Origin of the sequence: Actinoplanes teichomyceticus ATCC 31121, from assembly GCF_003711105.1 — a bacterium.
Classification (GTDB): domain Bacteria; phylum Actinomycetota; class Actinomycetes; order Mycobacteriales; family Micromonosporaceae; genus Actinoplanes; species Actinoplanes teichomyceticus.
Map to the genome: position 1 here is coordinate 3,399,624 of NZ_CP023865.1, position 20,301 is coordinate 3,419,924.

The 20,301-nt window shown below is 74.7% G+C and carries 20 protein-coding genes; 11 read left to right on the forward strand and 9 right to left on the reverse strand.

Annotation, left to right across the window (positions count from 1 at the left end):
- Positions 1 to 111 precede the first annotated feature (111 nt).
- Together ACTEI_RS15145 and ACTEI_RS15150 are read right to left on the reverse strand one after the other, a co-directional pair.
- Positions 112 to 891 (reverse strand): hypothetical protein, encoded by a 780-nt coding sequence (locus ACTEI_RS15145; RefSeq protein ID WP_122978255.1) that lies wholly within the window; start codon positions 889 to 891, stop codon positions 112 to 114.
- 135 nt (positions 892 to 1,026) lie between these two features.
- A complete protein-coding gene (locus ACTEI_RS15150) occupies positions 1,027 to 1,305 on the reverse strand; it encodes a hypothetical protein (protein ID WP_145831068.1) in 279 nt (92 codons plus the stop codon).
- Between the two features lie 419 nt (positions 1,306 to 1,724).
- Between ACTEI_RS15150 and ligD the strand changes: the two genes are divergently transcribed.
- Positions 1,725 to 2,942 (forward strand): non-homologous end-joining DNA ligase, encoded by a 1,218-nt coding sequence (gene ligD / locus ACTEI_RS15155; protein WP_239082615.1) that lies wholly within the window; start codon positions 1,725 to 1,727, stop codon positions 2,940 to 2,942.
- Between the two features lie 182 nt (positions 2,943 to 3,124).
- Here ligD and ACTEI_RS15160 read toward each other — a convergent pair whose 3' ends face one another.
- The 3 genes from ACTEI_RS15160 to ACTEI_RS15170 form a co-directional block, all read right to left on the reverse strand.
- The gene (locus tag ACTEI_RS15160; protein ID WP_164465965.1) at positions 3,125 to 4,741 is read right to left on the reverse strand and encodes a methyl-accepting chemotaxis protein; all 1,617 of its coding nucleotides are present in this window, start codon (positions 4,739 to 4,741) and stop codon (positions 3,125 to 3,127) included.
- A 71-nt stretch (positions 4,742 to 4,812) separates the two neighbouring features.
- Positions 4,813 to 5,094 carry a hypothetical protein gene (locus ACTEI_RS15165; RefSeq protein ID WP_122978258.1) on the reverse strand — a complete coding sequence of 94 codons (282 nt, stop codon included), beginning with the start codon at positions 5,092 to 5,094 and terminating at the stop codon, positions 4,813 to 4,815.
- 57 nt (positions 5,095 to 5,151) lie between these two features.
- The gene (locus ACTEI_RS15170) at positions 5,152 to 5,598 is read right to left on the reverse strand and encodes a MarR family winged helix-turn-helix transcriptional regulator (protein ID WP_122978259.1); all 447 of its coding nucleotides are present in this window, start codon (positions 5,596 to 5,598) and stop codon (positions 5,152 to 5,154) included.
- Between the two features lie 139 nt (positions 5,599 to 5,737).
- Here ACTEI_RS15170 and ACTEI_RS15175 point away from each other — a divergent pair, with 139 nt between their 5' ends.
- The 4 genes from ACTEI_RS15175 (at position 5,738) to ACTEI_RS15190 (ending at position 11,788) form a co-directional block, all read left to right on the forward strand.
- Positions 5,738 to 6,913 carry an EAL domain-containing protein gene (locus tag ACTEI_RS15175; protein WP_122978260.1) on the forward strand — a complete coding sequence of 392 codons (1,176 nt, stop codon included), beginning with the start codon at positions 5,738 to 5,740 and terminating at the stop codon, positions 6,911 to 6,913.
- Between the two features lie 166 nt (positions 6,914 to 7,079).
- The gene (locus ACTEI_RS15180; protein ID WP_122978261.1) at positions 7,080 to 7,778 is read left to right on the forward strand and encodes a cutinase family protein; all 699 of its coding nucleotides are present in this window, start codon (positions 7,080 to 7,082) and stop codon (positions 7,776 to 7,778) included.
- 275 nt (positions 7,779 to 8,053) lie between these two features.
- Positions 8,054 to 8,773: an aspartate/glutamate racemase family protein gene (locus ACTEI_RS15185; protein ID WP_122978262.1), complete on the forward strand. Its 720-nt coding sequence runs from the start codon at positions 8,054 to 8,056 to the stop codon at positions 8,771 to 8,773.
- 291 nt (positions 8,774 to 9,064) lie between these two features.
- Positions 9,065 to 11,788: a TIM-barrel domain-containing protein gene (locus ACTEI_RS15190; protein ID WP_122978263.1), complete on the forward strand. Its 2,724-nt coding sequence runs from the start codon at positions 9,065 to 9,067 to the stop codon at positions 11,786 to 11,788.
- 161 nt (positions 11,789 to 11,949) lie between these two features.
- Here ACTEI_RS15190 and ACTEI_RS15195 read toward each other — a convergent pair whose 3' ends face one another.
- The gene (locus ACTEI_RS15195) at positions 11,950 to 12,531 is read right to left on the reverse strand and encodes a TetR/AcrR family transcriptional regulator (RefSeq protein WP_122978264.1); all 582 of its coding nucleotides are present in this window, start codon (positions 12,529 to 12,531) and stop codon (positions 11,950 to 11,952) included.
- 61 nt (positions 12,532 to 12,592) lie between these two features.
- Here ACTEI_RS15195 and ACTEI_RS15200 point away from each other — a divergent pair, with 61 nt between their 5' ends.
- From ACTEI_RS15200 to ACTEI_RS15210, 3 genes are all read left to right on the forward strand, one after another.
- Positions 12,593 to 13,789: an FAD-dependent monooxygenase gene (locus tag ACTEI_RS15200; RefSeq protein WP_122978265.1), complete on the forward strand. Its 1,197-nt coding sequence runs from the start codon at positions 12,593 to 12,595 to the stop codon at positions 13,787 to 13,789.
- A complete protein-coding gene (locus ACTEI_RS15205) occupies positions 13,786 to 14,238 on the forward strand; it encodes an LIC_13387 family protein (protein ID WP_122978266.1) in 453 nt (150 codons plus the stop codon). The genes ACTEI_RS15200 and ACTEI_RS15205 overlap by 4 nt, the downstream gene beginning before the upstream one ends.
- Positions 14,239 to 14,639: 401 nt before the next feature.
- The gene (locus tag ACTEI_RS15210; RefSeq protein WP_122978267.1) at positions 14,640 to 15,299 is read left to right on the forward strand and encodes a hypothetical protein; all 660 of its coding nucleotides are present in this window, start codon (positions 14,640 to 14,642) and stop codon (positions 15,297 to 15,299) included.
- Positions 15,300 to 15,347: 48 nt separating this feature from the next.
- Here ACTEI_RS15210 and ACTEI_RS15215 read toward each other — a convergent pair whose 3' ends face one another.
- Positions 15,348 to 16,172 (reverse strand): cysteine/serine endopeptidase inhibitor, encoded by an 825-nt coding sequence (locus ACTEI_RS15215; RefSeq protein WP_239082669.1) that lies wholly within the window; start codon positions 16,170 to 16,172, stop codon positions 15,348 to 15,350.
- Positions 16,173 to 16,200: 28 nt separating this feature from the next.
- Positions 16,201 to 17,331 (reverse strand): chitinase, encoded by a 1,131-nt coding sequence (locus ACTEI_RS15220; protein ID WP_122978269.1) that lies wholly within the window; start codon positions 17,329 to 17,331, stop codon positions 16,201 to 16,203.
- Positions 17,332 to 17,695: 364 nt separating this feature from the next.
- Here ACTEI_RS15220 and ACTEI_RS15225 point away from each other — a divergent pair, with 364 nt between their 5' ends.
- Positions 17,696 to 18,124: an SRPBCC family protein gene (locus tag ACTEI_RS15225; protein ID WP_164465966.1), complete on the forward strand. Its 429-nt coding sequence runs from the start codon at positions 17,696 to 17,698 to the stop codon at positions 18,122 to 18,124.
- Positions 18,125 to 18,248: 124 nt separating this feature from the next.
- Here the strand turns inward: ACTEI_RS15225 and ACTEI_RS15230 are convergent, their stop codons facing one another.
- Positions 18,249 to 19,115, reverse strand: coding sequence for a universal stress protein (locus ACTEI_RS15230; protein WP_239082668.1), 867 nt, complete (start codon positions 19,113 to 19,115; stop codon positions 18,249 to 18,251).
- A gap of 209 nt (positions 19,116 to 19,324) precedes the next feature.
- On the opposite strand from ACTEI_RS15230, the gene ACTEI_RS15235 reads away from it, so the two are divergent.
- Complete coding sequence (locus ACTEI_RS15235; protein ID WP_122978271.1) at positions 19,325 to 19,729, forward strand: universal stress protein; 405 nt, start codon at positions 19,325 to 19,327, stop codon at positions 19,727 to 19,729.
- Positions 19,730 to 19,861: 132 nt separating this feature from the next.
- On the forward strand, positions 19,862 to 20,122 hold the full coding sequence (locus ACTEI_RS15240; RefSeq protein ID WP_122978272.1) for a hypothetical protein: 261 nt from the start codon (positions 19,862 to 19,864) through the stop codon (positions 20,120 to 20,122).
- The last annotated feature ends 179 nt before the right edge of the window (positions 20,123 to 20,301 follow it).

Sequence of the window (20,301 nt, forward strand, 5' to 3'; positions counted from 1 at the left end):
ACGACCGCGGCGCCCGGGGCATCGTCGCGGCGGCCGGAGGCACGAGGGGTGGCAGCCGGGTCGGCGGCTCCCGGTCGGCCTCCGGCCGTGCCTGGGCGCGGCGTCCGCGGGTCAGGCGGCCCGCTGCACCCAGGCGCCCCGGCCGGCCGGCGCCGCCCGGTGCTCGCGGGCGGGCAGGTCGTGGCGGACCGCGTCGGCCCGCGCGTGCGCGAGCGCGGCCTCCCGGCGCAGGCTGTCGCGGGTCGCCGCGGCCAGCTGCGCGTCGTGCCAGGCGGTCCGCTCGGCGACGGCGGCCTGCCGGAACAGCCGGTGCCGGTGCGCGGCGACGGCCCGCAGCAGGACCAGTTCCTGCTGCACCGGGTGCAGGCGCGGGTCCCAGCCGTCGCGCCCGGCGACCGCGGCGGTCAGCGCCGCGGCCGGCAGGTCGCCGCGTTCCACCGCGGCGCGCACCGCGCGGTGCAGGTGACGCTCCCGGGCGGCGTAGTCGGCCGCGGTCCGGGCGGCGCCGGGCACGCCGAACGCCGCCGCGGCCCGCGCCCGGCCCACCCGCTGTTCCGCCTGCTGCCACGCCTGCCACGCGCTGTCGCAGCGCTCCTCGGCCTGCTCCCACCGCCGCTGCCAGCGGCCGGCGGCCTCGTGCGCCCGGGCGGCGGCGACCCGCACCTCGTCGGCGTAGCGGACCGTCTCGGCGGCCCGGCGCCGCGCGCGCTCCCGGTCGTGCCGGTAACGGCGCGCGACGCCGAGCGTCTCCAGCGCCGCAAGCCGCGGATGCCGCAGCGCCTGCGGGCTGGCCAGCAGCAGCAACGCCGGAAGGGAGACCAGAACCAGCACCAGCCAGATCGCCACCGGCGCGACCGGGTCGGCCAACAGCATCTGCGACACGACGTTCACAGTCGGAGCTCCTTCGTCGGAGAAAGCGCGGAAACGGCTGCGAGGCAGCCGGCAGGGAGGGTGGTCACCGCCCGGCGGCGGCCGGTCGGCGTGCGGATTGCTTCGGTACGGCGCGGGCCGCGCTCGCCGGCGCGGTCAGGCGAGGCTGGCGGGCGGCGCGCGGGAGACGCGGACCGCAGCGGTGATCTGCTCGGTCAGCACGCGCTCCCGGCCGGTGACCACGACAGCGGCCACCGCCTCGGCGGGCTCGGTGTCCCCGGCCGGCTCGTCGCTCGCGGCGTGCCCGGCCGCGACGGCGGCGGGACGGCCGGCGCCGGACGCCGGGGTGCCCGCGCCGCCGGTGACGGCGATCAGCACGGCGAGCAGCAGAGGCAGGAAGCGGCGCAGCACCGGGCGCTCCGCGTCCTCGACCATGATGTCCAAACTACTCAGAGACGACGGTCGTATCCACCCGGCGCGCGGGCGACCACGGCTGTTTTCATCTCCGGCAATCGCCGGCTCGCCGCGCCGTCGTCGCGCGGGCTCGCGCGCCGGGCCGGAACGGGGTAGACCCGTGCCGTGACAAATCGGTGGGTGCGCGGCACGGTAGGTTGCGCGCCTGTCGTCCCACCCCGGTTCAGGGACGTCCGGAACGATCCGGCGCTTCGCCGGTGGGTGGCGCCTGGGTCGTTCCTCCCCCGGTACTGCGCCGGAACGCTCCCCCGGGAGAGCCGGAGCTGGAGCACCGGGCGGGCGAGCTCCACTGACGAGAAGCCGCGCGCTCTCCGGAACTACCCGGCTGTAGTTCGCCGGGACCGGGCATCGGGGTGACCCCCGGTGGGTACGCCGTCCGGGTGACCGTCGAGCCGGACATGCCCGACCTGATCGCGCCCATGCTGGCCGCCGCCGGGGTGTTGCCGGCCGGCGCCGGCTGGTCCTACGAGTTCAAGTACGACGGGGTCCGGGCGATCACGTACCTGCGCGACGGCCGGGTGCGCGCGCTGTCGCGCCGCGGCAACGACGTGACCGGCAGCTACCCGGAGCTGACCGCGCTGGCGCAGCTGCTGCCCGGGCGGCGGGCGATCCTGGACGGGGAGATCGTCGCGTTGGAGGCGGGGGACCGGCCGTCGTTCGCCCGGCTGGCCACCCGGATGCACGTCGCCGCGCCGTCGGCGACACTGCGGGCCACGGTGCCGGTGGTCTACTACGTGTTCGACGTGCTGTGGCTCGACGGCCGCCCGGTGCTGGACGAGCCGTACGAGCGGCGCCGCGAGCGGCTGGCCGGGCTGGGCCTGGACACGCCGGGGGTGCGTACCCCGCCGCACTTCACCGGCGCGGCCGGCGAGGTGGTGCTGCACGCCGCCGAGCTCGGTGGGCTGGAGGGCGTCGTGGCCAAGCGGCTGGGCGCGCCGTACCGGCCCGGGAAGCGGTCGGCGGACTGGACGAAGGTGCCGCTGGTCCGTACCCAGGAGGTGCTGGTCGCCGGGTGGAAGGCCGGCGCGGGACGCCGGGCCGGCACCGTCGGCTCGCTGCTGCTGGCGGTACACGGCGACGACGGCGGGTTGCGGTTCGCCGGGCACGTGGGCACCGGGTTCACCGACGCCATGCTGGGCCAGCTGCGGGAGCTGCTGGGCCCGCTGCACCGCGGCAGCGCGCCGGTGCCGGACGTGCCGCGCGAACACAGCCGGCACGCGCACTGGGTGGAGCCGGTGCTGGTGGGCGAGGTCGCCTTCCGCAACTGGACGCCGGACGGGCGGCTGCGGCACCCGTCCTGGCGGGGGCTGCGCGCCGACCGCGGGCCCGGCTCGGCCCGGCGGCATCCGGAGCCGGCCGTGCCGCCGGCCGGGCGGGTGGAGGGCGCGTTCGAGACGCCGGACGGTCGCTGGCGGGTCGAGGCGGTACGGCGCGGGCGCGACCAGTTCTACCGGTTGTCACACGGCGACAACGTCATCGACGGGTTGGCGATAGCGACCGTGCAACGGCTGCTGGAGGAGGCCGGCGTGGACCTGGCCGACCTGGTCGAGGCCGCCGGGCCGGACGGCCCGGTGCTGAACCGGCGCGGCGTCGCGTGACCCGCCACGGCGGAGCGCCGCGGGCCGCGCCGTCGCATGACCCGGCGCGGCGTCGCGTGACCCGCCACGGCGGAGCGCCGCCGGCCGCGCCGTCGTGTGACCCGCCGCGCCGGAGCGCCGCCCGGCGCGGCGTCCGGTGAGTCCGGCTCGCCGCCCCGGGCGTCCGGCCGGGTGGCGGCGGGTCAGACCTGGTAGTTGCCCACCGCGGCGGTGAGCCGGTGTGCCATGCCGGCGAGCTCGGTGGCCGCGTACCGGGCCTCGCCGGCGCTGCGGGTGGTCTGCTGGGCGGTCGCCGCGACGGCGGTGATGTCGGCGGCGATGTGACCCGAACCGGCTGCCGCCTCGGTGACGTTGCGGCCCATCTCGCCGGTGGTGGCGGTCTGCTCCTCGACGGCCGCGGCGATCGTCGTCGCGTAGTCGTTGATCTGCCCGATCACGGCGCCGATGTCGGCGATCGCCGAGACCGCCGCGCCGGTGTCGCCCTGGATCGCCGCGATCCGCCGGCTGATGTCCTCGGTCGCCCGGGCCGTCTCCTGCGCCAGGTCCTTGACCTCGGAGGCGACGACGGCGAAGCCCTTGCCGGACTCGCCGGCCCGGGCCGCCTCGATGGTGGCGTTCAGGGCCAGCAGGTTGGTCTGCTCGGCGATGCTGGTGATCGCGCTGATCACCGCGCTGATCTCGGCGCTCGCCTGGCCCAGCCGGCCCATGGTCTCGCTGGTGCGCCGGGCGGCGGCGGTCGCCGACCCGGCCACCTGTGCGGCGTCCCCGGCGCTGCTGGCGATCTCCCGGATCGAGGCGCCCATCTCCTCGGTGCCGGCGGCTACCGTCTGCACGTTCGCGGAGATCACCTCGGCCGCGGCGGAGACCGAGCCGGCCTGTTCGGCGGCGGTCCGGGCGGAGTCGGCGAGCTCCGCGGAGAGGCTCGACAGCCGGCCGGAGGTGTCGGCCAGCGCCCGGGCGTCGTCGCGGACCTGCCGTACGGTGGCGGCCACGGTCTCGGCGGTGCGGTTGAGGGTGACGGCCAGCTCCCCGATCTCGTCGGAGCCGCCGAGCGCGGTACGCGCGGTCAGGTCGCCGCCGCCGATGCGGTTGAGCACCTCGACGCAGCGGGCCAGCGGCCGGGTGATGCCGCGCGCGAACAGGACGGCGATGCCGGCGCTGATCAGCAGCACCACCAGGATCGCGGTGAGCACGACGGTCCGCCCCCGCCGGTACTCGGCGGTCGCCGCCCGGTGCGCCGCGGTGGCCTGCGCGACGGCGGCCTCGCTCAGCGCGGTCATGGCCTTGCGCATGGTGGTGACCAGCGGGCTCACCTCGTCGGCGCGGATCGTGCGGACCTGCGCGACGCGCCCCTGGTCGGCGAGGGGGAACAGCCTGCCGGTGACGATCGAGGTGTAGCCGTCCCACGCGGTGGTGAACGCCCGCAGGTCGGCCAGCTCGGTCGCGGAGTTCGACAGCTGCCGGTAGCGTGCCACCGCCGCGGCCACGCCGGCCACCTCGGTGTCGAAGTCCTCCCGCTCCTCACCGCGCGTCGGCGCGTCGATGGCGAGCAGGTAGTCCAGCGAGTTGATCCGGGCCCGGTTGAACGCCGAGCGCACATCCGCGACGGCCTGAGTTTTCAGGGTCTGCGCGTACTCGGCCTCGCCGGCCCTCGCCAGCGAGGACATCCGGTGGAGGGCGAAGACGCCGACCGCGCCTCCGAGCGCCGCCACCAGGAGAACGACGATCAGGATCTTGACGCTGATCCGTACGTTGCCCCACCGGCGCGGTACCGGGGTCGACGACTGGTTTTCGTTCACGCGGTGGTTCGTCCTCTTCGTCAGGCCGGTCGGGGGCCGCAGCGGCTGCTCCGGCGCGCGGGTCGCCCGGCTCACCGCGGGGCGTAGGCGGCGCGGAGCGCCTGATAGGTGCTGACCCGGATCTTCGCGGAGCGTGCCGTGACCCGCAGCAGGTCGCCGAGCTCCTGCAGCGTCTCGCTGACCCGGATCAGGTCGTCCGGGTCGGCGACCGGCCGGCGCTGGCCGAGCCGGCGGCACGCCATCTCGAAGGCGGCCACCGCGTTCTCGTCGCCACCGAGCGCGGAGGCGAGCTCCCCGAGCATGGTCTCCTCGGTCGGCTGCTCGTAGTTCCAGCCGGGAATCGTGGTGCTCATCGGTGTGCCTCTCGGTCGCAGGTGAGGGGCCCGGACGGCCGCCGGTGGCGGCGCGGGTCAGCCGGCGTCATCGGGGTCCAGCATCCGGGTCAGCAGCCGGCTGAGCGTCTGCTGCTCATCGGCCGTGAGCCGGGCGTAGGTGCCGCCGAACAGCTCGTTGAGCTGCCCGCGGACCTCGGTCACGCGGCGCCGCCCGGCCTCGGTGAGCTGGGCCAGCACCAGCCGCCGGTTCTGCGGGCTGCGTTCGCGCACCAGCAGCCCGCGCTCGGCGAACTGGTCGCTGAGCAGGGTGGCGGTCGACGCGCCCAGCCGGGCGCGGCGGGCCACCTCGTTCAGCGGCAGGCCACCGTCCGGGGCGACGGCCAGCTCGGTCAGCAGCCACCATCCGGCCTCGGTCAGCGCATGCTGCTCCAGCACCATCGCCATCCGCGCGGTGAGCTGCCGGGAGAGGGCGGCGATCAGTCGGCCCAGGGGCTGCTGCCCGGCCGGAACCTCGATGTTCATGCCCACCGTATCGGCGTGAACGGTGCACCGCTGAACGGTGCAACCCAGAAGCAATCCGGGGCCGGGCCCGGCCGTTTCACTACAGCCCGTGGAACGTGGGCCGATAACGGTGGGCACATCCCGTCGGCCGAGGAGTTCCATGACGCAGACCGTTGAGATGCCGCCCGCCCCGGTGTCCGGCACGACCATCGGCGCGGTGCTGGCCGGCCGGCTGGTGCAGCCGCTCTTCCAGCCGATCGTCGACCTGTCCAGCCGGCTGGTGGTCGGCCTGGAGGCGCTGGCCCGCGGCCCGGCCGGGACGGCGCTGCAGTTCCCGGACCGGTTGTTCGCCGCGGCCACCGAGGCGGGCCGGCTCGGCGAGCTCGACCTGCTCTGCTCGGAACGGGCGCTGGAGCATGCGATCACGGCCGGGCAGCCGCCGCCGCTGCTGTTCACCAACGCCGAACCCGCGGTGCTGGACCAGCCACTGAGCCGGCGCCTGGTCGAGATGGTGCGCGGCGGGCTGCCGTTCCGCCAGGTCGTCGAGCTCACCGAGCGCGCCCTGCCGGCCGCGCCGGGCGCCATGCTGCGCACCGCCGGACAGACCCAGCGGTGGGGCAACGGTCTGGCGCTCGACGACGTCGGCGTCGACCCGATGTCGCTGGCCTTCCTGCCGATCCTGGAACCTGAAGTGATCAAGCTGGACATGGGGCTGCTGCGCGACCCGGACAGCGAGCACACCCGCGCGGTGTGCGCGGTGGTGCGGGCCGAGGCGGTCCGGACGGCGGCGCTGGTGATCGCCGAGGGCATCGAGACCGAGGCCGATCTCGACACCGCCCGGCGGCTCGGCGCCCGGTGGGGCCAGGGCTGGCTGTTCGGCCGGCCCGGCCCGATCGACCGGCCGCACCGGTACGACCCCGCCGGTGCCCGGCTGCTGCGCGCCCCGCGACCGGACTTCCACCTGTCCACCGGCACCGCGTTCGAGACGGCCGCCGCGAGCCGGGCCCCGGCCACGGTGACCGCCGGCTCGGTCGCGGGCGCGCTGACCCGCCTGCGTGACCGCGTCGCCGCCGACAGCGCCGCCGTGGTGATGCTCTCCGGCCGCGGCGACGAGGTGGACGGCGTCGCCGGGCCGGTGCGGGAGCTGGCCGGCCGCGCCCGATCGGTGATCGCGTTCGACGACCCGGCGCCGGGCGAGTTCGCCGCGCTGGTGATCGGCGCCGGGTACGGGCACGCGGTGTGCGCCCGCACGAGCGGCGTGCTGGAACTGGTCACGCTCGACCGGCTGCCCGCCGTCGCGGCGGTCGGCCGCGCCATCCTGAGCCGGATGGCCTGACGGCCGGCCTCTCATCGGCGATATTCACTACATTGGGTGATCGGTGAACTGCCGGCGCGGAATAGACCCCGCATCCCGAGTGCACAATTCCTGCGCAGGCGGTGAACCCTCCACCGGGCTCCTCCGTACTTCCGGGCGCAAGCCTGGTGGCGGATAGGGGAGACACATGGTCACTCGACGTAATGGTAGGCGTTTCGCGCTGATCGGTGCCGGCGCCGCGGTGGTGGCGGCCGGAGCGGTCCTCGCCCCGCAGGCGTTCGCCGAGACGCAGCCCACCCGGCCCGGTGGGGTCCGGGCCGCCGCCGCGAGCAACTGTGCCGATGTGGAGCTGGTCTTCGCCCGGGGCACCGGAGAGCCGCAGGGGCTCGGCATCGTGGGGCGCCCGCTGGCCCGGGCCCTCGCCGCCGAGCTGCCCGGCAAGCGGGTGGGCTCGTTCGCCGTGGTCTACGCGGCCGCGGCGAGCCAGGCCAGCGCCGGGCCCGGTGCGACCAACATGACCCAGCACATCACCTCGGTCGCGGCCAGCTGCCCGGGCACCGAGTTCGTGATCGGCGGCTACTCGCAGGGCGCCAGCGTCACCGACATCGCCATGGGCATCCGCGGCGCCGGCACCCGCGGGCAGGCGATCCCGGCGAACCTCGCCGACCGGATCTCCGCCGTGGTGGTCTTCGGCAACCCGCTCGGGCTGCAGCGGCGCACGATCGCCGGCAGCAGCGCGGTCTTCGGTCCCAAGGCGAAGGAGTTCTGCAACACCGGCGACCCGGTCTGCGGGGGCGGCGGCAACTTCGCCGCGCACCTGGCGTACCCGAGGAACGGCAGTGTCCAGCAGGCGGCGAGGTTCGCCGCCGGACGGATCGGCGGCTGACCGCGCGGTGGGCGGCCCGGCTGCGGTGACGCGGCCGGGCCGCCCCGGCATGTCCGGGCTCCCCGGCGCGTCCGGGCTGCCTGGCCTGTCCGGGCTGCCTGGCGCGTCCGGGGCGCCCCGGCGTGGCCGGGGAAATTCGCGGGACGCCGCTGACGCGCGGGTGCGATAGTCCGCTGTGGTCGTCCGGCGGGTGTGCGAGTCCGGGCCGGTCGTGTGCCGGTCGCCTCGCCCGAGCCGGGCGGCCGGCGTATCCGGATGAGGTGACGAGGTCGTCGATGCAACTGATCGGACTCCTGGGCGGGATGAGCTGGCAGTCCACCGCCGAGTACTACCGGCTCCTGAACGAGCTCGTGCAGGATCGGGCCGAGGGCCTGCACTCGGCGCGCTGCCTGCTCTACTCGGTGGACTTCGCCGCCATCGAGGCCATGCAGGCGCAGGGCCGGTGGGACGAGGCCGCCGTGGCGCTCGGGCAGGCGGCCCGGGCGCTGGAGACCGCCGGTGCGGACTTCGTCGTGCTGTGCACCAACACCATGCACAAGGTGGCCGACCGGATCCAGGCGGCGATCGGCATCCCGCTGCTGCACCTGGCCGACACGACCGCGGCGGCGGTCAAGGAGGCCGGGGTGACCACGGTCGGCCTGCTGGGCACCCGGTTCACGATGTCCGAGGACTTCTACCGCGACCGGCTCGCCGGCCACGGGTTGCGGGTGATCGTGCCCGGCCCCGAGGACCAGCGGATCGTCAGCGACATCATCTACGACGAACTGTGCCGGGGGATCACCACGCAGCGGTCGCGGGAGGCGTACCGGCGGGTGATCCGGCAGCTGGTCGCCGACGGGGCGCGCGGGATCGTCTACGGGTGCACGGAGATCGAACTGTTGGTGGACCAGAGCGACAGCGAGGTTCCGGTCTTCGCCACCACCCGGTTGCACTGTGTGGCCGCGGTCGAGCGGGCCCTGGCGTCCGCTCCGGTGCGCCGCCCCGGCCTGCCCTGAAAACGCGGCCGACCGGCGGGTCCGGGCGGCCGGTTGCGCTCAGCCGCGGCCGCCGCCGGGCCGGCCCGCCGCGTGCCCGGCCACGACCTCCCACGCGCTGCGGAGTCGGGCCGCGCCCTCCAGCCGGGCCGGGATCGGGTGGCTCGTGCCGGGCCGGGATCGGGTGGCTCCATCGCCGAACGTCGATGCGCCGTCGCCTGTGGACGAGCCGGCCGTGCCCGCCGGCCGAGACTGTTGACGGAGATCGTGAGCCCGTGAGAGCGTTCTCTCCAGCCGAGCCGGGGAGCCGCCATGCCCGTCCGCAGCATCGCCGTCCTTGCCGCCGCCGTCCTCTCGTTGCCGGGCGGGGTCCCGGCCCAGGCGGCCGCGCCAGCCATCACCACGGTCACCGTCGGTAACGCGAGGTTCCAGGTCCTGTCGCCGACGCTCATCCGCACTGAGTACGCCACGAGCGGCCGCTTCACCGACGCGGGCACGTTCAACGTGGTCGGGCGGGCCGACTTCGGGTCGGCGCGGTCCGGCCGACGCCCCGTACGCAAGAAGATCGCCGACGGGTGGCTGACCATCGACACGGGTGCGGTTACGCTGCGCTATCTGATCGGTTCCGGGCCGTTCACCGGGGACAACCTCTCGGTACGGTTGACGGCCGGCCCGCAGCGGGTCGACGCCGCGCCCTGGGCCGGGCCGTCCTGCGCCCCCGGCGTGCTGTGCGAAGCCGAGACGCTGCGTCCGGCGGCGACCGCGACCGACCACGGCGGATACACCGGGACCGGCTTCGCGGCCGGGTTCACCGGCGCCGGCGACGCGCTGACCTTCAGCACCTCGGTCGCGGCGGCCGGCGACCACCACCTCGACCTGCGGTATGCGAACGCGCAGGGCGGCGACGGGCAGAACACCACGCGCACGCTCAGCGTCACGGTCGACGACGGCGCCCCGCAGCGGATCACCCTGGCGCCCACCGGGTCCTGGGACACCTGGGCGGTCGCCGCGACGCCGATCACGCTCGGCGCCGGCCGGCACCGGATCGCCGTGGTACGGACGGCGGCGGACTCCGGCAACGTCAACATCGACAGCCTGGCGATCGTCCGCCCCGGTGAGGCGTACCCGCAACCGGCGCCGCCGGCCGCCCGGCCGTGCGCGTTCGACGCGATCTGCGAGGCGGAGACCGGCACGCTCACCGGCGGGGCGAAGCGCGCCGCCGACCACAACGGCTACGCCGGGGACGGCTTCCTGGCCGGGCTGGAGCGGGCCGGCGCGTCCGGCAGTTACGCGATCACCGGCATCCCGCGGGCCGGCGACTATGCCGTGCAACTGCGGTACGCGAACGCGGAGGCCGGCAGCCAGCCGGTGCAGTCGCGCACCATCACCGTCAACGGGACGCCGGTGTCGCTCGCGCCGACCAGCGGATGGGACTACTGGCGTACGGTCGCCGTCCCGGTGCGGCTGGGAGCCGGAACCGACACGGTGACGCTGGGCTGCCCGACCGACGACAGCTGCCACATCAACGTGGACACCGTCGCGGTGGCCCCGGCCGGCGCGGCGCTGAAGGCGCCGCACGCGCCGCTCGGCGGGTACCGGCGCGGCCTCGACGGCGTCGACGGCGGCGCGCTCACCCAGGCCGGCCTGCTCTATCAGGACGGCTGGTCGCTGCTCGACGACAGCGCTTCGGCGCTGTGGAACCCGGCGACCCGCACGGTCTCCGCGCGTCCGGCGGCCGAGCAGGACGGCTACATCTTCGCGTACGGCCGGGACTTCGCCCGCGCGCTGCGCGAGCTCTCGACGCTGACCGGCCCGACCGCGCTGCTGCCCGAGTGGGCCTACGGCGTGTGGTACTCGGAGTACTACGACCGCACCGCCGCGGACTTCCAGCAGACCATCGTGCCCCGCTTCAAGTCCGCCGGGGTGCCGCTGGACGTGCTGGTGGTGGACACCGACTTCAAGTCGCCGGACACCTGGAACGGCTGGGCGATCGACCCGGCGAAGTTCCCCGACCCGCGCGGCTTCCTGGACTGGGCGCACGGGCAGGGCCTGCACCTGTCGTACAACATCCACCCCAGCATCCGGGAGAACGACCCGAAGTTCGCGCAGGCGCAGGCCATCGCCAAGGGAAAGATCAAGAACGGGGTGTTCGACTGGGGCGACCCGGACCAGCTCGCCGCCTACTTCTGGCTGCACCAGGACCTCCCGCAGGACTTCACCTGGCTGGACTGGTGCTGCGACAACGCCGGCTCGTCGCTGCCCGGGGTCACCCCCGACTCCTGGATCAACCAGCAGTACGCCCAGCGGGACGGCTTCGCCTTCTCCCGCGGCTACGGCTCGCTGCAATCCGGCGGCTACGGCAACCCGACCGCGGTGCCGACCGGCCCGTGGGCGGAGAAGCGCACCACGCTGCACTTCACCGGCGACGCCATCTCCAACTGGCAGACGCTGCGCTACGAGGTCGGCTACACGCCCGGCGAGTCGGCGGCGACCGGGCTCGCCGCGATCAGCCACGACATCGGCGGGCACACCGGCGGCCTGCAGGAGCCCGGCAGCGAGCCGGGCAGCACGAAGCTCCCCGACGACCTGTACGCCCGCTGGGTACAGTTCGGCACCTTCCAGCCGATCGACCGGCTGCACTCCAACCACAGCGACCGCCTGCCCTGGCAGTACGGCCCGGAGGCGGCGGCGTCGGCCACGAAGTTCCTCCAGCTGCGCGAGCGGCTGCGGCCGTACACCTACGCGGCCGCGCGCGAGGCGAACCGTACCGGCATGCCGCTGGCCCGGGCGCTCTACCTGGCCTACCCGGACCAGCCGGAGGCGTACGCGTTCGCCGGCTCCGAATATCTGTTCGGCCCGGACTTCCTGGTCGCCCCGGTGACCACCCCGGGCGCCACCGCGACCACCACGGTCTGGTTCCCGCCCGGCGCCACCTGGACCGACTACTTCACCCACCGCACGTACCGGGGCGGCACCACCGCGCAGATCACCACGACGCTGGCGACGATGCCGGTCTTCGTGCGCGGGCCCGCCTGAGAGGGCGCGCCGCCGATCGACCGGGCCGGCGGCTCTCCCCGGCCGCCGGCCGCGCGGCCGGGGAGAGCCGCCGCGCGCGGGTAGCGCGGCATCGACCGGTCCCGCGCGGCGCTAACGCGCGGCGCGGGTAGCGCGGCATCGACCAGGGTCCGCGCGGCGGCCTAGGCGCGCGCGGGTAGCACGGCATCGACCAGGTCCCGCGCGGCGGCTTCGAGTTCCGCGACGTCGACCGGGTCGTTCGCGTGGACGCCGGCGATGGTGTCGAAGACGATGCCGTCGATGCAGGCGACGAGCCATCGGGCCTGGCGAGGCGGGTCGCCGGCGCCGAGGTCGGCGAGGATCCCGGCGATCCGCCGGCGCAGGCCACTGCCGGACCGGTGCAACTCGGCGGCGACCTCCGGGCGGCGCACCGATTCCAGGGTGAGTTCGTAGCGGGCCAGGTGGCGTTGCCGGCCGGTGGTCAGCCAGCGGTGCAGCACCTGGGCGAGGGACCTGGCCAGGGTGGCCGGGTCCGCCGCCGCGACCAGGCCGGCCAACGTGTCGAGATCGGTGTGGTCGTCCTCCACCAGGCGCTGGACGCAGGCGTTCAGCAGGGCTGCGCGGGAGCGGTAGTAGTAGGACGTGGAGCCGGGCGGCAAGCCGGCGGCGGTGTCCACCGCGCGGTGCGTCAGACCCCGGGAACCGTGGTGGGCCAGCACGCCGAGGGCGGCGTCGGCGATGAGTCGGTGCCGCGCGGAGATCATGACCACACTCTACCGGCGTAGAGCTTGTCTCTCGTTCCTCTACAACTGTAGTGTCGCCTCTATGGATGTAGAGGAACAGCGGTCCGCGGTGGTGGCCGGGGGCGGTATCGGCGGGCTGGCCGCAGCCCTTGCCCTGCACCGCGCGGGGTGGATGGTGACGGTCTACGAGCGGTCCCCGGCCGGGCGGCGCAACGGTTCGGGACTGACCCTGGGACCGAACGCGGTGCGGGCCCTGCACGCCCTCGGGCTCGCCGACGCGCTGCGCTCGCGGGCGGTGGCCCTGCGCGGCACGGGCGTGCGCCGCGTGGACGGGCGGTGGCTGTCGCGCACCGACGCCGAACAGGTGATCCTGCGCCACGGTGGTCCGCAGCTGGCGATCCTCCGGGCCGACCTGGTCGAGCTGCTCGCCTCCGCGCTGCCGCCGGGGTGCCTGCGGCTGGGCGTGACCGTCACCGACGTCGACGCCGGCGGCCCGGACCGGTGGGCGAGCATCCGCTGCGGCGACCGGCTGGTCCACGCCGATCTCGTCGTCGCGGCCGACGGCGTCAACTCGCAACTGCGCCGGACACTCTGGCCGGCCCAGCCGCCCGCGGAGTACCGCGGATACGTCGCCTGGCGCGCCGTGGTGCGTACCCGGTCGGCGGAGAGCGGCATGGCCAGTGAGACGTGGGGCCGGGCGGAACGCTTCGGTGTCGTTCCGCTCGGCGGCGACCTGGTCTATCTGTACGCCACCGCGACCAGCGCCGCCCGCGGCCCCGGCGCGGACGAGCCGGCCGAACTCCGCCGCCGGTTCGGGCACTGGCACGACCCCATCCCGGCCCTGCTCGACGCGATCACGCCCGGTGACCTGGTGCGCCACGACATCATGGCGGTGCACCCGCCGCTGCGGCGCCTGCACCACGGCAGGGTGGCGTTGCTCGGCGACGCCGCGCACGCCATGGAGCCCAATCTCGGCCAGGGCGCCGGCCTGGCCATCGAGGACGCCGTGGTGCTGGCACACGCGGTGGGCGGCGGGTCGTCGATCGGCGCCGGCCTGGCCGAGTACGACCGGGCCCGAGCCGGCCGCGCCGCCCGCCTCGCCCGGCAGTCGCGCCTGCTGGGCCGGCTCACGCAGAGCCGCTCCGCTGCGGTCACGGCGCTGCGCGACCTCACCGTCCGCATGACTCCCGACCGCTTCGCGCTGCGCGGGTTCGACGACGCCGCCGGCTGGCAGCCACCGGCTCCCCGCCCCGCACCCGCCACCCAGGAGAACTCATGAGCCCTCGCATCTCGCCCGCGCGCCGGTGCGCCTGCGCCATCGGAGCCTGGTCGCTGGTCGTCACCGGCGCCGCCCACGCGGGCACGGTGGTGGCGGGCGCCGCCGTGGCCGCGCCGCCGGCCGAACAGGCCGCCCGCCGGGCGATGGCCGCCACCCACGTCGACATCGCGGGACTCGACCGCACCCTGTGGCAACTGTTCACCGGGTTCAGCGTGGCGATGGCGCTGTTCATCTTCGCCCTCGGCGCGCTGAACCTGCTCGTGCTGCGCCGCGCGCCGCACCTGTTCCTCGACAGCCGGGCCGTGCCCGGGCTCAACCTCGGCATCGTGCTCGCGGCGCTCATCCTCTCGGTCCGGTTCTTCCCGCCGCCGCCGATCGTGCTGCTCACCGTCAGCTGCCTGGCATTCGGCTACGTCCTGTTCCGCCCCCGGCTCGCCGGCCCCGCGTGAGGGCGGCGACGCCGAGGGCCGCCACCGGCCCACCGGCCGGTGGCGGCACGGGCCACGCCGCGGACGCGCTGACGCTGCAGCGGCTCGGCCCGTCGGCCCGGAGCGGCCTGCCCACCGATCCGGACGTGACCGCCCGCCCCGGTGCTCGGCGCGCTCGCCGCTGGTGGTGCCGGCGAACTGCCCGGACGGCCGGTGCTGACGCCGGCGCGGCCGGGGTCACGCCGGGCGGCCGGGACGGTCCGGTCCGGAGGGTGGGGCCGGTACCCGGCGGGCACCCGGCCGGCGCACGGGTGGGCGCGTGTGGACGGATCCATCGCTCCGCCCCCACTGCTCTTCGCATTTCCCCCTAAGGTCGAAAAATCGGACGCTACCGTGAAGGAATGGGAAAAATCACTGGAGCTTTGACCACACGCGCCGCCCTGCGGGGCGCGGCGGCCCTCTCGATCGCGGCGACCATGCCGGTCGTCACGGCGATCGCGGCGCCCGCCGCCGCCGCGCCGCCGTCCTCGGTGGCCGATCGCCCGTCCCTGGAGACCCTGGAACAGGCGCTGATCACCGAGAAGGAGGCGCCGGAAGGATACTCGCTCAGCTTCCGCTTCGTCACGACCTCCGCATTGGTCCCGGCCGAATCCGCCGACCCGTGCGCGTCCGAGGTGGACACCACGGACGTCCCGGGCGGGTCCGCCTCCGTCGCCTACCAGAAGGGCGCGGACGGTCCGACGGTGTCCGAGTCGCTCAACCTGATCGGCGCGGAGGCGGCCGGCAAGGCGGTCGAGCGGTACCGGGCGGTGCTCGAACGCTGCCCGGTCACCGAGGACGAGAGCGCCAGGACCACCGTCACCCGGTGGTCGATCCCGCAGGCCGGCGACGACTCGATCGCCGTGCTGGTCACCACGGAGCCGAAGGACTCCGAGGAGGGGTCGTCCCGGGTCGCCATGGCGGTGATCGCACACGGTGACGTGATGGCCTCCTTCACCAAGGTCGACGCCACCGAGCAGGAGAACGCGGATCTCGGGAAGTTCATCGAGGCAGGGGTGCAGAAGCTGCAGAAGACCTGGTGACGGTGTGCCCGCCGGGCGATGCCGGCCGGGCGGGCACACCCGGGCACGCTAGGCCGGTACGGTCCATTTCTGGTTCGCGCCGCCGGTGCAGGTCCAGATCTGGGTGACGGTGAAGTCGGCGGCGGAGTTGCCGGTCAGGTCGAGGCATTTGTTGGCGTGCGGGTTGACCAGGTCGCGGGCGCTGCTGTGGATCCATTGCTGGGCGGGGGTGCCGTTGCAGTCCCAGAGTTGGACTTTGGTGCCGTCGGTGGTGCCGGCGCCGGAGACGTCCATGCATTTGCCGGCGGTGCGGATGGTGCCGTCGCCGGGGAGGGTCCATTGCTGGGTGGGGTCGCCGACGCAGGAGTAGAGGTCGATGGCGGTGCCGTTGGCGGTGTTGCCGCCGGCGGCGCCGATGCACTTGCCGGCGAGCCCGGTGATCTGACCGGTGCGGGCGCCACCGCCACCACCGGCGGTGACGAACTTCCAGCTGACGTCGAGAACGCCCGGGGTGTTCGCCGGGTTCGTCGACGCGAACTGGGCGAACGCCGCCTGGCTCAGGTCGATGTGGGTGGCGTCGCAGGACGGGCACTTGTCCCGCACCGGCACCGTGATCGTCTTGCCGTTGTAGGTCACCTGCACCGAGTACCCCTGGCAGAGCGGGTCGCTGTTGGGGTTCGCCGAGGTCCACCAGGTGTGCGAGACCGCCACGAGCATCTCGGTGGCCGCGTTGATCGGCGTCCCGCAGGCGCCGTAACCGCTGTCGTTGTAGAAGGTCGCCCTGCCGGTCATGGTCTGGCCCACCGGCGGGGCCGCGTGCGCCGCCCCGGCGGGCAGCACGGTGGCCGCCGCCGCCACGACGGCGAGCAGCCCGCGGAGCATTGTGGACGCCACTGGTCGTACTCCTTCTCGTGCCGGAGGGTCAGCAGTAGAGGTTGTTGCCGGCCGGGACGCCGAGGATCTGGGTGAACCGCTGGTAGGCGTCGACGCGGCTCTGCACCTGGGCGGGGTTGGCGCCGTTGCACTCGAGGCTGCCGTTGATGGTGCGGATCGTCTGCCCGAAGCCGGCGCCGCCGACCATCGCGTTGTGCGCCGTCATGCTGCCCGCCCCGGTCGAGGTCATCCAGAACCACAGACCGGTCTTCCAGGCCACCGCGGCGTCGTTCTGCACCAGCCAGGGGTTGGTCAGCAGGTCGATGCCGAGCGCGTCACCGGCCGCCTTGTAGTTGAAGTTCCAGGACAGCTGGATCGGACCGCGGCCGTAGTAGGCGGCCTGACCGGCGGGGCAGCCGTAGGGCTGGCCCCAGTCGCAGTAGTGCGGGTAGTTGGCGGTGTTCTGCTCCACCACGTACTGCAGGCCGCCGGTCTCGTGGTGCACATTGGCCAGGAACGCGGCCGCCTCCTGCCGGCGCACCGTGGCACTGCCGGTGGTGGCGAACTGCGGGTAGGCCCGCATCGCCGCGACCAGCCCGCTGTAGCTGTAGAAGCCGTTGCGGCCGGGGAACATCTGGTTGAACTGCGCCTCGGTCACCACGAAGCCGCCCGGATCGGACGGTGTGCCGGCCGGTACGGTCCATTTCTGGTTCGCGCCGCCGGTGCAGGTCCAGATCTGGGTGACGGTGAAGTCGGCGGCGGAGTTGCCGGTCAGGTCGAGGCATTTGTTGGCGTGCGGGTTGACCAGGTCGCGGGCGCTGCTGTGGATCCATTGCTGGGCGGGGGTGCCGTTGCAGTCCCAGAGTTGGACTTTGGTGCCGTCGGTGGTGCCGGCGCCGGAGACGTCCATGCATTTGCCGGCGGTGCGGATGGTGCCGTCGCCGGGGAGGGTCCATTGCTGGGTGGGGTCGCCGACGCAGGAGTAGAGGTCGATGGCGGTGCCGTTGGCGGTGTTGCCGCCGGCGGCGCCGATGCACTTGCCGGCCAGCCCGGTGATCTGACCGGTAGCGGCCGCCGACGCGGCGCGGCCGGTGACGGCCAGCAGGGCGCCGGCCGTGGTCAGGGAGAGGATCGCGGACAGCAGGACCTTGCCGGTCCCGCGGGGCGGGAGGGATCTCATTCGGGTCCGTCCATGTCGTTCCGGCGTCCGGGGACACCGGAGGTTGCCAGGGTGCGGCGCCGCGGAGCGGGTGGTGTCGGTACCCGACGGCGGCGCCCGCGCCAGATAACACTGACGACCATCGAAGCGTAAAGGGCAGCAAGGCTTCTTTAAAGAAGAGGGGCCGACCGGCCCGCGTCCCGGCCCCGTGAACGGTGGCCGGGAGGCCCTGGCGCCCGCGGCGGCGCACCCGGCCGGGCGCGCCGCCCGCCGTGCCCCCGGATCCGGCGGCTTTTCCGGCGCGCCGCGCATACCAGGCCCGGCCCGGGGAATCCGAGATCCACGACGACGGCACGGATCGCGCGAAACCAGCGGGAGGTCACCAGTGAGCAGCGGACGGCAGGGTGTGGCGGCGCAGACCACCGGGGTCAGCGGCTCGTACGGGTTCACCGGGCCCGCCGAGGTGGTGTTCGGTGTGCTGACCGACCCGGAACGGGCGCCGCGGTGGCTTTCCGGCGCCGTGCGGGTCGACTCGGCCGGCACCGAAGCCGTGAAGATCCGCACGGGGGAGCGGGTGCACGACTACCAGGTGGAGATCTCCACCGAGGATCTGCAGGTGGACTGGCGCGGGTCGGATCAGCGCGGGGTGTACGGCTTCGCCCGTGTCGAGGACGCGCCGGCCGGCGGCAGCGTGGTGCATGCCGAGATCACCGTCCCGGCCTCGGCCGGTGACCGGAGTGCGGTCAAGGGCCTGCTGGACGAGGCCATGCGCGGCCTGCAGGCGGAGGTGAGCGACAACTTCAACGCCGGGTGAGCTCCGGTCGCGGTGGCCCCGCACCGGGTATTCCGCAGGGGCGGCCACGGCTCCACGGCACCCCGATCGCCGCAGGACGGCCGGCGCGGTGCCCGCGCGCCGGGCCGGGTGGCCGGTGGACCGGTCAGCCCCGGACGATGAGCACCGGGCAGTCGGCGTGATGCAGCAACTGGGTGCCGGTGGAGCCGAGCAGCGTCCCGGTCAGCACGCCGTGTCCGTGGCTGCCGACCACGATCAGCTGCGTGCCGTGCGACACCTCGGCCAGCATCGCCGCCGCGCTCTCGTGTGACACCAGCGTCTGCACCGGCACGTGCGGGTACTTGCCCTGCCAGGGCTCCAGCTGCCGGGCCAGCCGGTCGCGCTCCACGACGTCCTGGTCCGGCGTCGCCATCCCGGTGGGCGGGATGTTGCCCAGGTGCGCGGCCATCGCCGGCACGTACGAGCGGACCACGACCAGGTCGGCGTCGCGTGCGTCGGCGGCCGCGAACGCCGCGCCCAGCACGTCGTCGGCCGAGTCGCTGTCGTCCACGCCGGCCGCGACCGGGCCACGCCCCGGATCGGCGCGGCCACGGACCACGACGACCGGGCAGTGGGCGTGCGCGGCCATCCGCCGGCTCACCGAGCCCAGCAGCAGGCCGGTGAAGCCGCCGCGGCCGCGGTCGCCGACCACCAGTTGCGCGGCGCCCGCCGAGGCGTCGAGCAGCTGCGGCGCCGGTCGGCCGACCGGCACCCGCAGCTCGATCGCCACGTCCGGCGCGGCCTCGCCGGCGACCCGGGCGGCCTCCATGATCACGGTGCGGGCGTGGTCACGCGCCGCGGTGAACGCCTCGCCGCTGAAGTCGTAGCGCGAGACCGCCCAGTCCCATTCCAGGACGTGCAGGACCAGCAGCGGCAGGCCACGACGGTCCGCCTCGCGCGCCGCCCAGCGCACCGCGGCCGTGCCGGAGCCGGTGCCGTCGGTGCCGACGACGATGGCCGGAGTGTGCATCATCGCTGCCTCCCAGTCCCCCTGTCGATCGTCGTACCGGACACCGGCCGGCGGTCAGGGGACGAGGTCCCGGGTGCGGTAATCCGGGCGGCCCTGTCCGGTCGCAACCTCGGCGGCGGATGCTGAAGGATCAGGACAAGGGAGGTGTGTGATGGCTCGGTTTCGAGGAAGCGGACCCCTCTGAGGTACGCCACGGCGACATCGTCGTCGGCATGGACGGCTCGCCGTCGGCCAAACGGGCGCTGCGCTGGGCCGCGACGCAGGCCCGGCTCACCGGGGCGCGGCTGAACGTGATCACCACGTGGGACATCCCGCTGTACTACGGCTGGGCGCCGGCGGTCCCGTACGACGAGGAGATGGCCGAGACGGCCGGCAAGATGCTGTCCACGGCGGTGCGGGAGATCCTCGGTGACCAGCCGCCGGATGTGGACGTGGTGGAGACGGTCCTGCCCGGGCATCCGGCACAGGTGCTGATCGACGCCTCGGCGCGGGCCGCTCTGCTGGTGCTCGGGTGCCGCGGGCACGGCGCGTTCGCCGGCGCGCTGATCGGCTCGGTCAGCCAGCAGTGCGTCCAGCACGCCCGCTGCCCGGTGGTCGTGGTCCGCGGCGCCGGCTGAGAGTCCGGGCCGAACCGCCGGCGGGGCACGGCGCCGGCACGAGGAGGTGGCCGCCATGAACGGTCCGGGCGGTGGCGCGAGCCGCCGGGCCCCGGTGACCGGCCGTGGCCCGGCCGGGACGGGATGACGCCCATGGACGCCCTGGTGATCTTCTTCTGCGTCCTGCTGGCCGTGCGGGCGGCCGCGCAGCTGGCGCTGACCCGCCCGGCGCGCCCGCCGCAACCGCCGCCCGCCGTCGACCCCTGCCTGGCCGCGCTGCTGGGGATGCCCCCGGCGCCGGAACCGGACCAGGTGCTGTTCGCCCGGCTGGCGTCCGGCGAGATCAGCAAGCGCGAGTACCGGGACGCGATGGCCGAGCTGGCCGCCCGTGACGCCCGGCGCCGACGCGACTGAACGGGAAAAATCGGAGGTCCCGGACGGCGGGGCCGTCCGGGACCTCCGGTGCGGGCGCGTATCTCGTCGGCCCTGGGGAGGGTGATGCGACGCCGTGGGGAGGAGGGTTCCTCGCCCTCCATGACACCGTGCCCGCGCCGCCGCGGGTAGAGCGGCACGGCCTGTCCGGCCGGGCCGTC

Coding starts and splice junctions, on each gene's coding strand:
- ACTEI_RS15150 (WP_145831068.1), bottom strand. CDS start 1,305: ATGGTCGAGGACGCGGAGCGCCCGGTGCTGCGCCGCTTCCTGCCTCTG.
- ACTEI_RS15165 (WP_122978258.1), bottom strand. CDS start 5,094: ATGAGCACCACGATTCCCGGCTGGAACTACGAGCAGCCGACCGAGGAG.
- ACTEI_RS15170 (WP_122978259.1), bottom strand. CDS start 5,598: ATGAACATCGAGGTTCCGGCCGGGCAGCAGCCCCTGGGCCGACTGATC.
- ACTEI_RS15175 (WP_122978260.1), top strand. CDS start 5,738: ATGACGCAGACCGTTGAGATGCCGCCCGCCCCGGTGTCCGGCACGACC.
- ACTEI_RS15180 (WP_122978261.1), top strand. CDS start 7,080: ATGGTCACTCGACGTAATGGTAGGCGTTTCGCGCTGATCGGTGCCGGC.
- ACTEI_RS15185 (WP_122978262.1), top strand. CDS start 8,054: ATGCAACTGATCGGACTCCTGGGCGGGATGAGCTGGCAGTCCACCGCC.
- ACTEI_RS15190 (WP_122978263.1), top strand. CDS start 9,065: ATGCCCGTCCGCAGCATCGCCGTCCTTGCCGCCGCCGTCCTCTCGTTG.
- ACTEI_RS15195 (WP_122978264.1), bottom strand. CDS start 12,531: ATGATCTCCGCGCGGCACCGACTCATCGCCGACGCCGCCCTCGGCGTG.
- ACTEI_RS15200 (WP_122978265.1), top strand. CDS start 12,593: ATGGATGTAGAGGAACAGCGGTCCGCGGTGGTGGCCGGGGGCGGTATC.
- ACTEI_RS15205 (WP_122978266.1), top strand. CDS start 13,786: ATGAGCCCTCGCATCTCGCCCGCGCGCCGGTGCGCCTGCGCCATCGGA.
- ACTEI_RS15220 (WP_122978269.1), bottom strand. CDS start 17,331: ATGAGATCCCTCCCGCCCCGCGGGACCGGCAAGGTCCTGCTGTCCGCG.
- ACTEI_RS15230 (WP_239082668.1), bottom strand. CDS start 19,115: ATGATGCACACTCCGGCCATCGTCGTCGGCACCGACGGCACCGGCTCC.
- ACTEI_RS15235 (WP_122978271.1), top strand. CDS start 19,325: ATGGACGGCTCGCCGTCGGCCAAACGGGCGCTGCGCTGGGCCGCGACG.
- ACTEI_RS15240 (WP_122978272.1), top strand. CDS start 19,862: ATGGACGCCCTGGTGATCTTCTTCTGCGTCCTGCTGGCCGTGCGGGCG.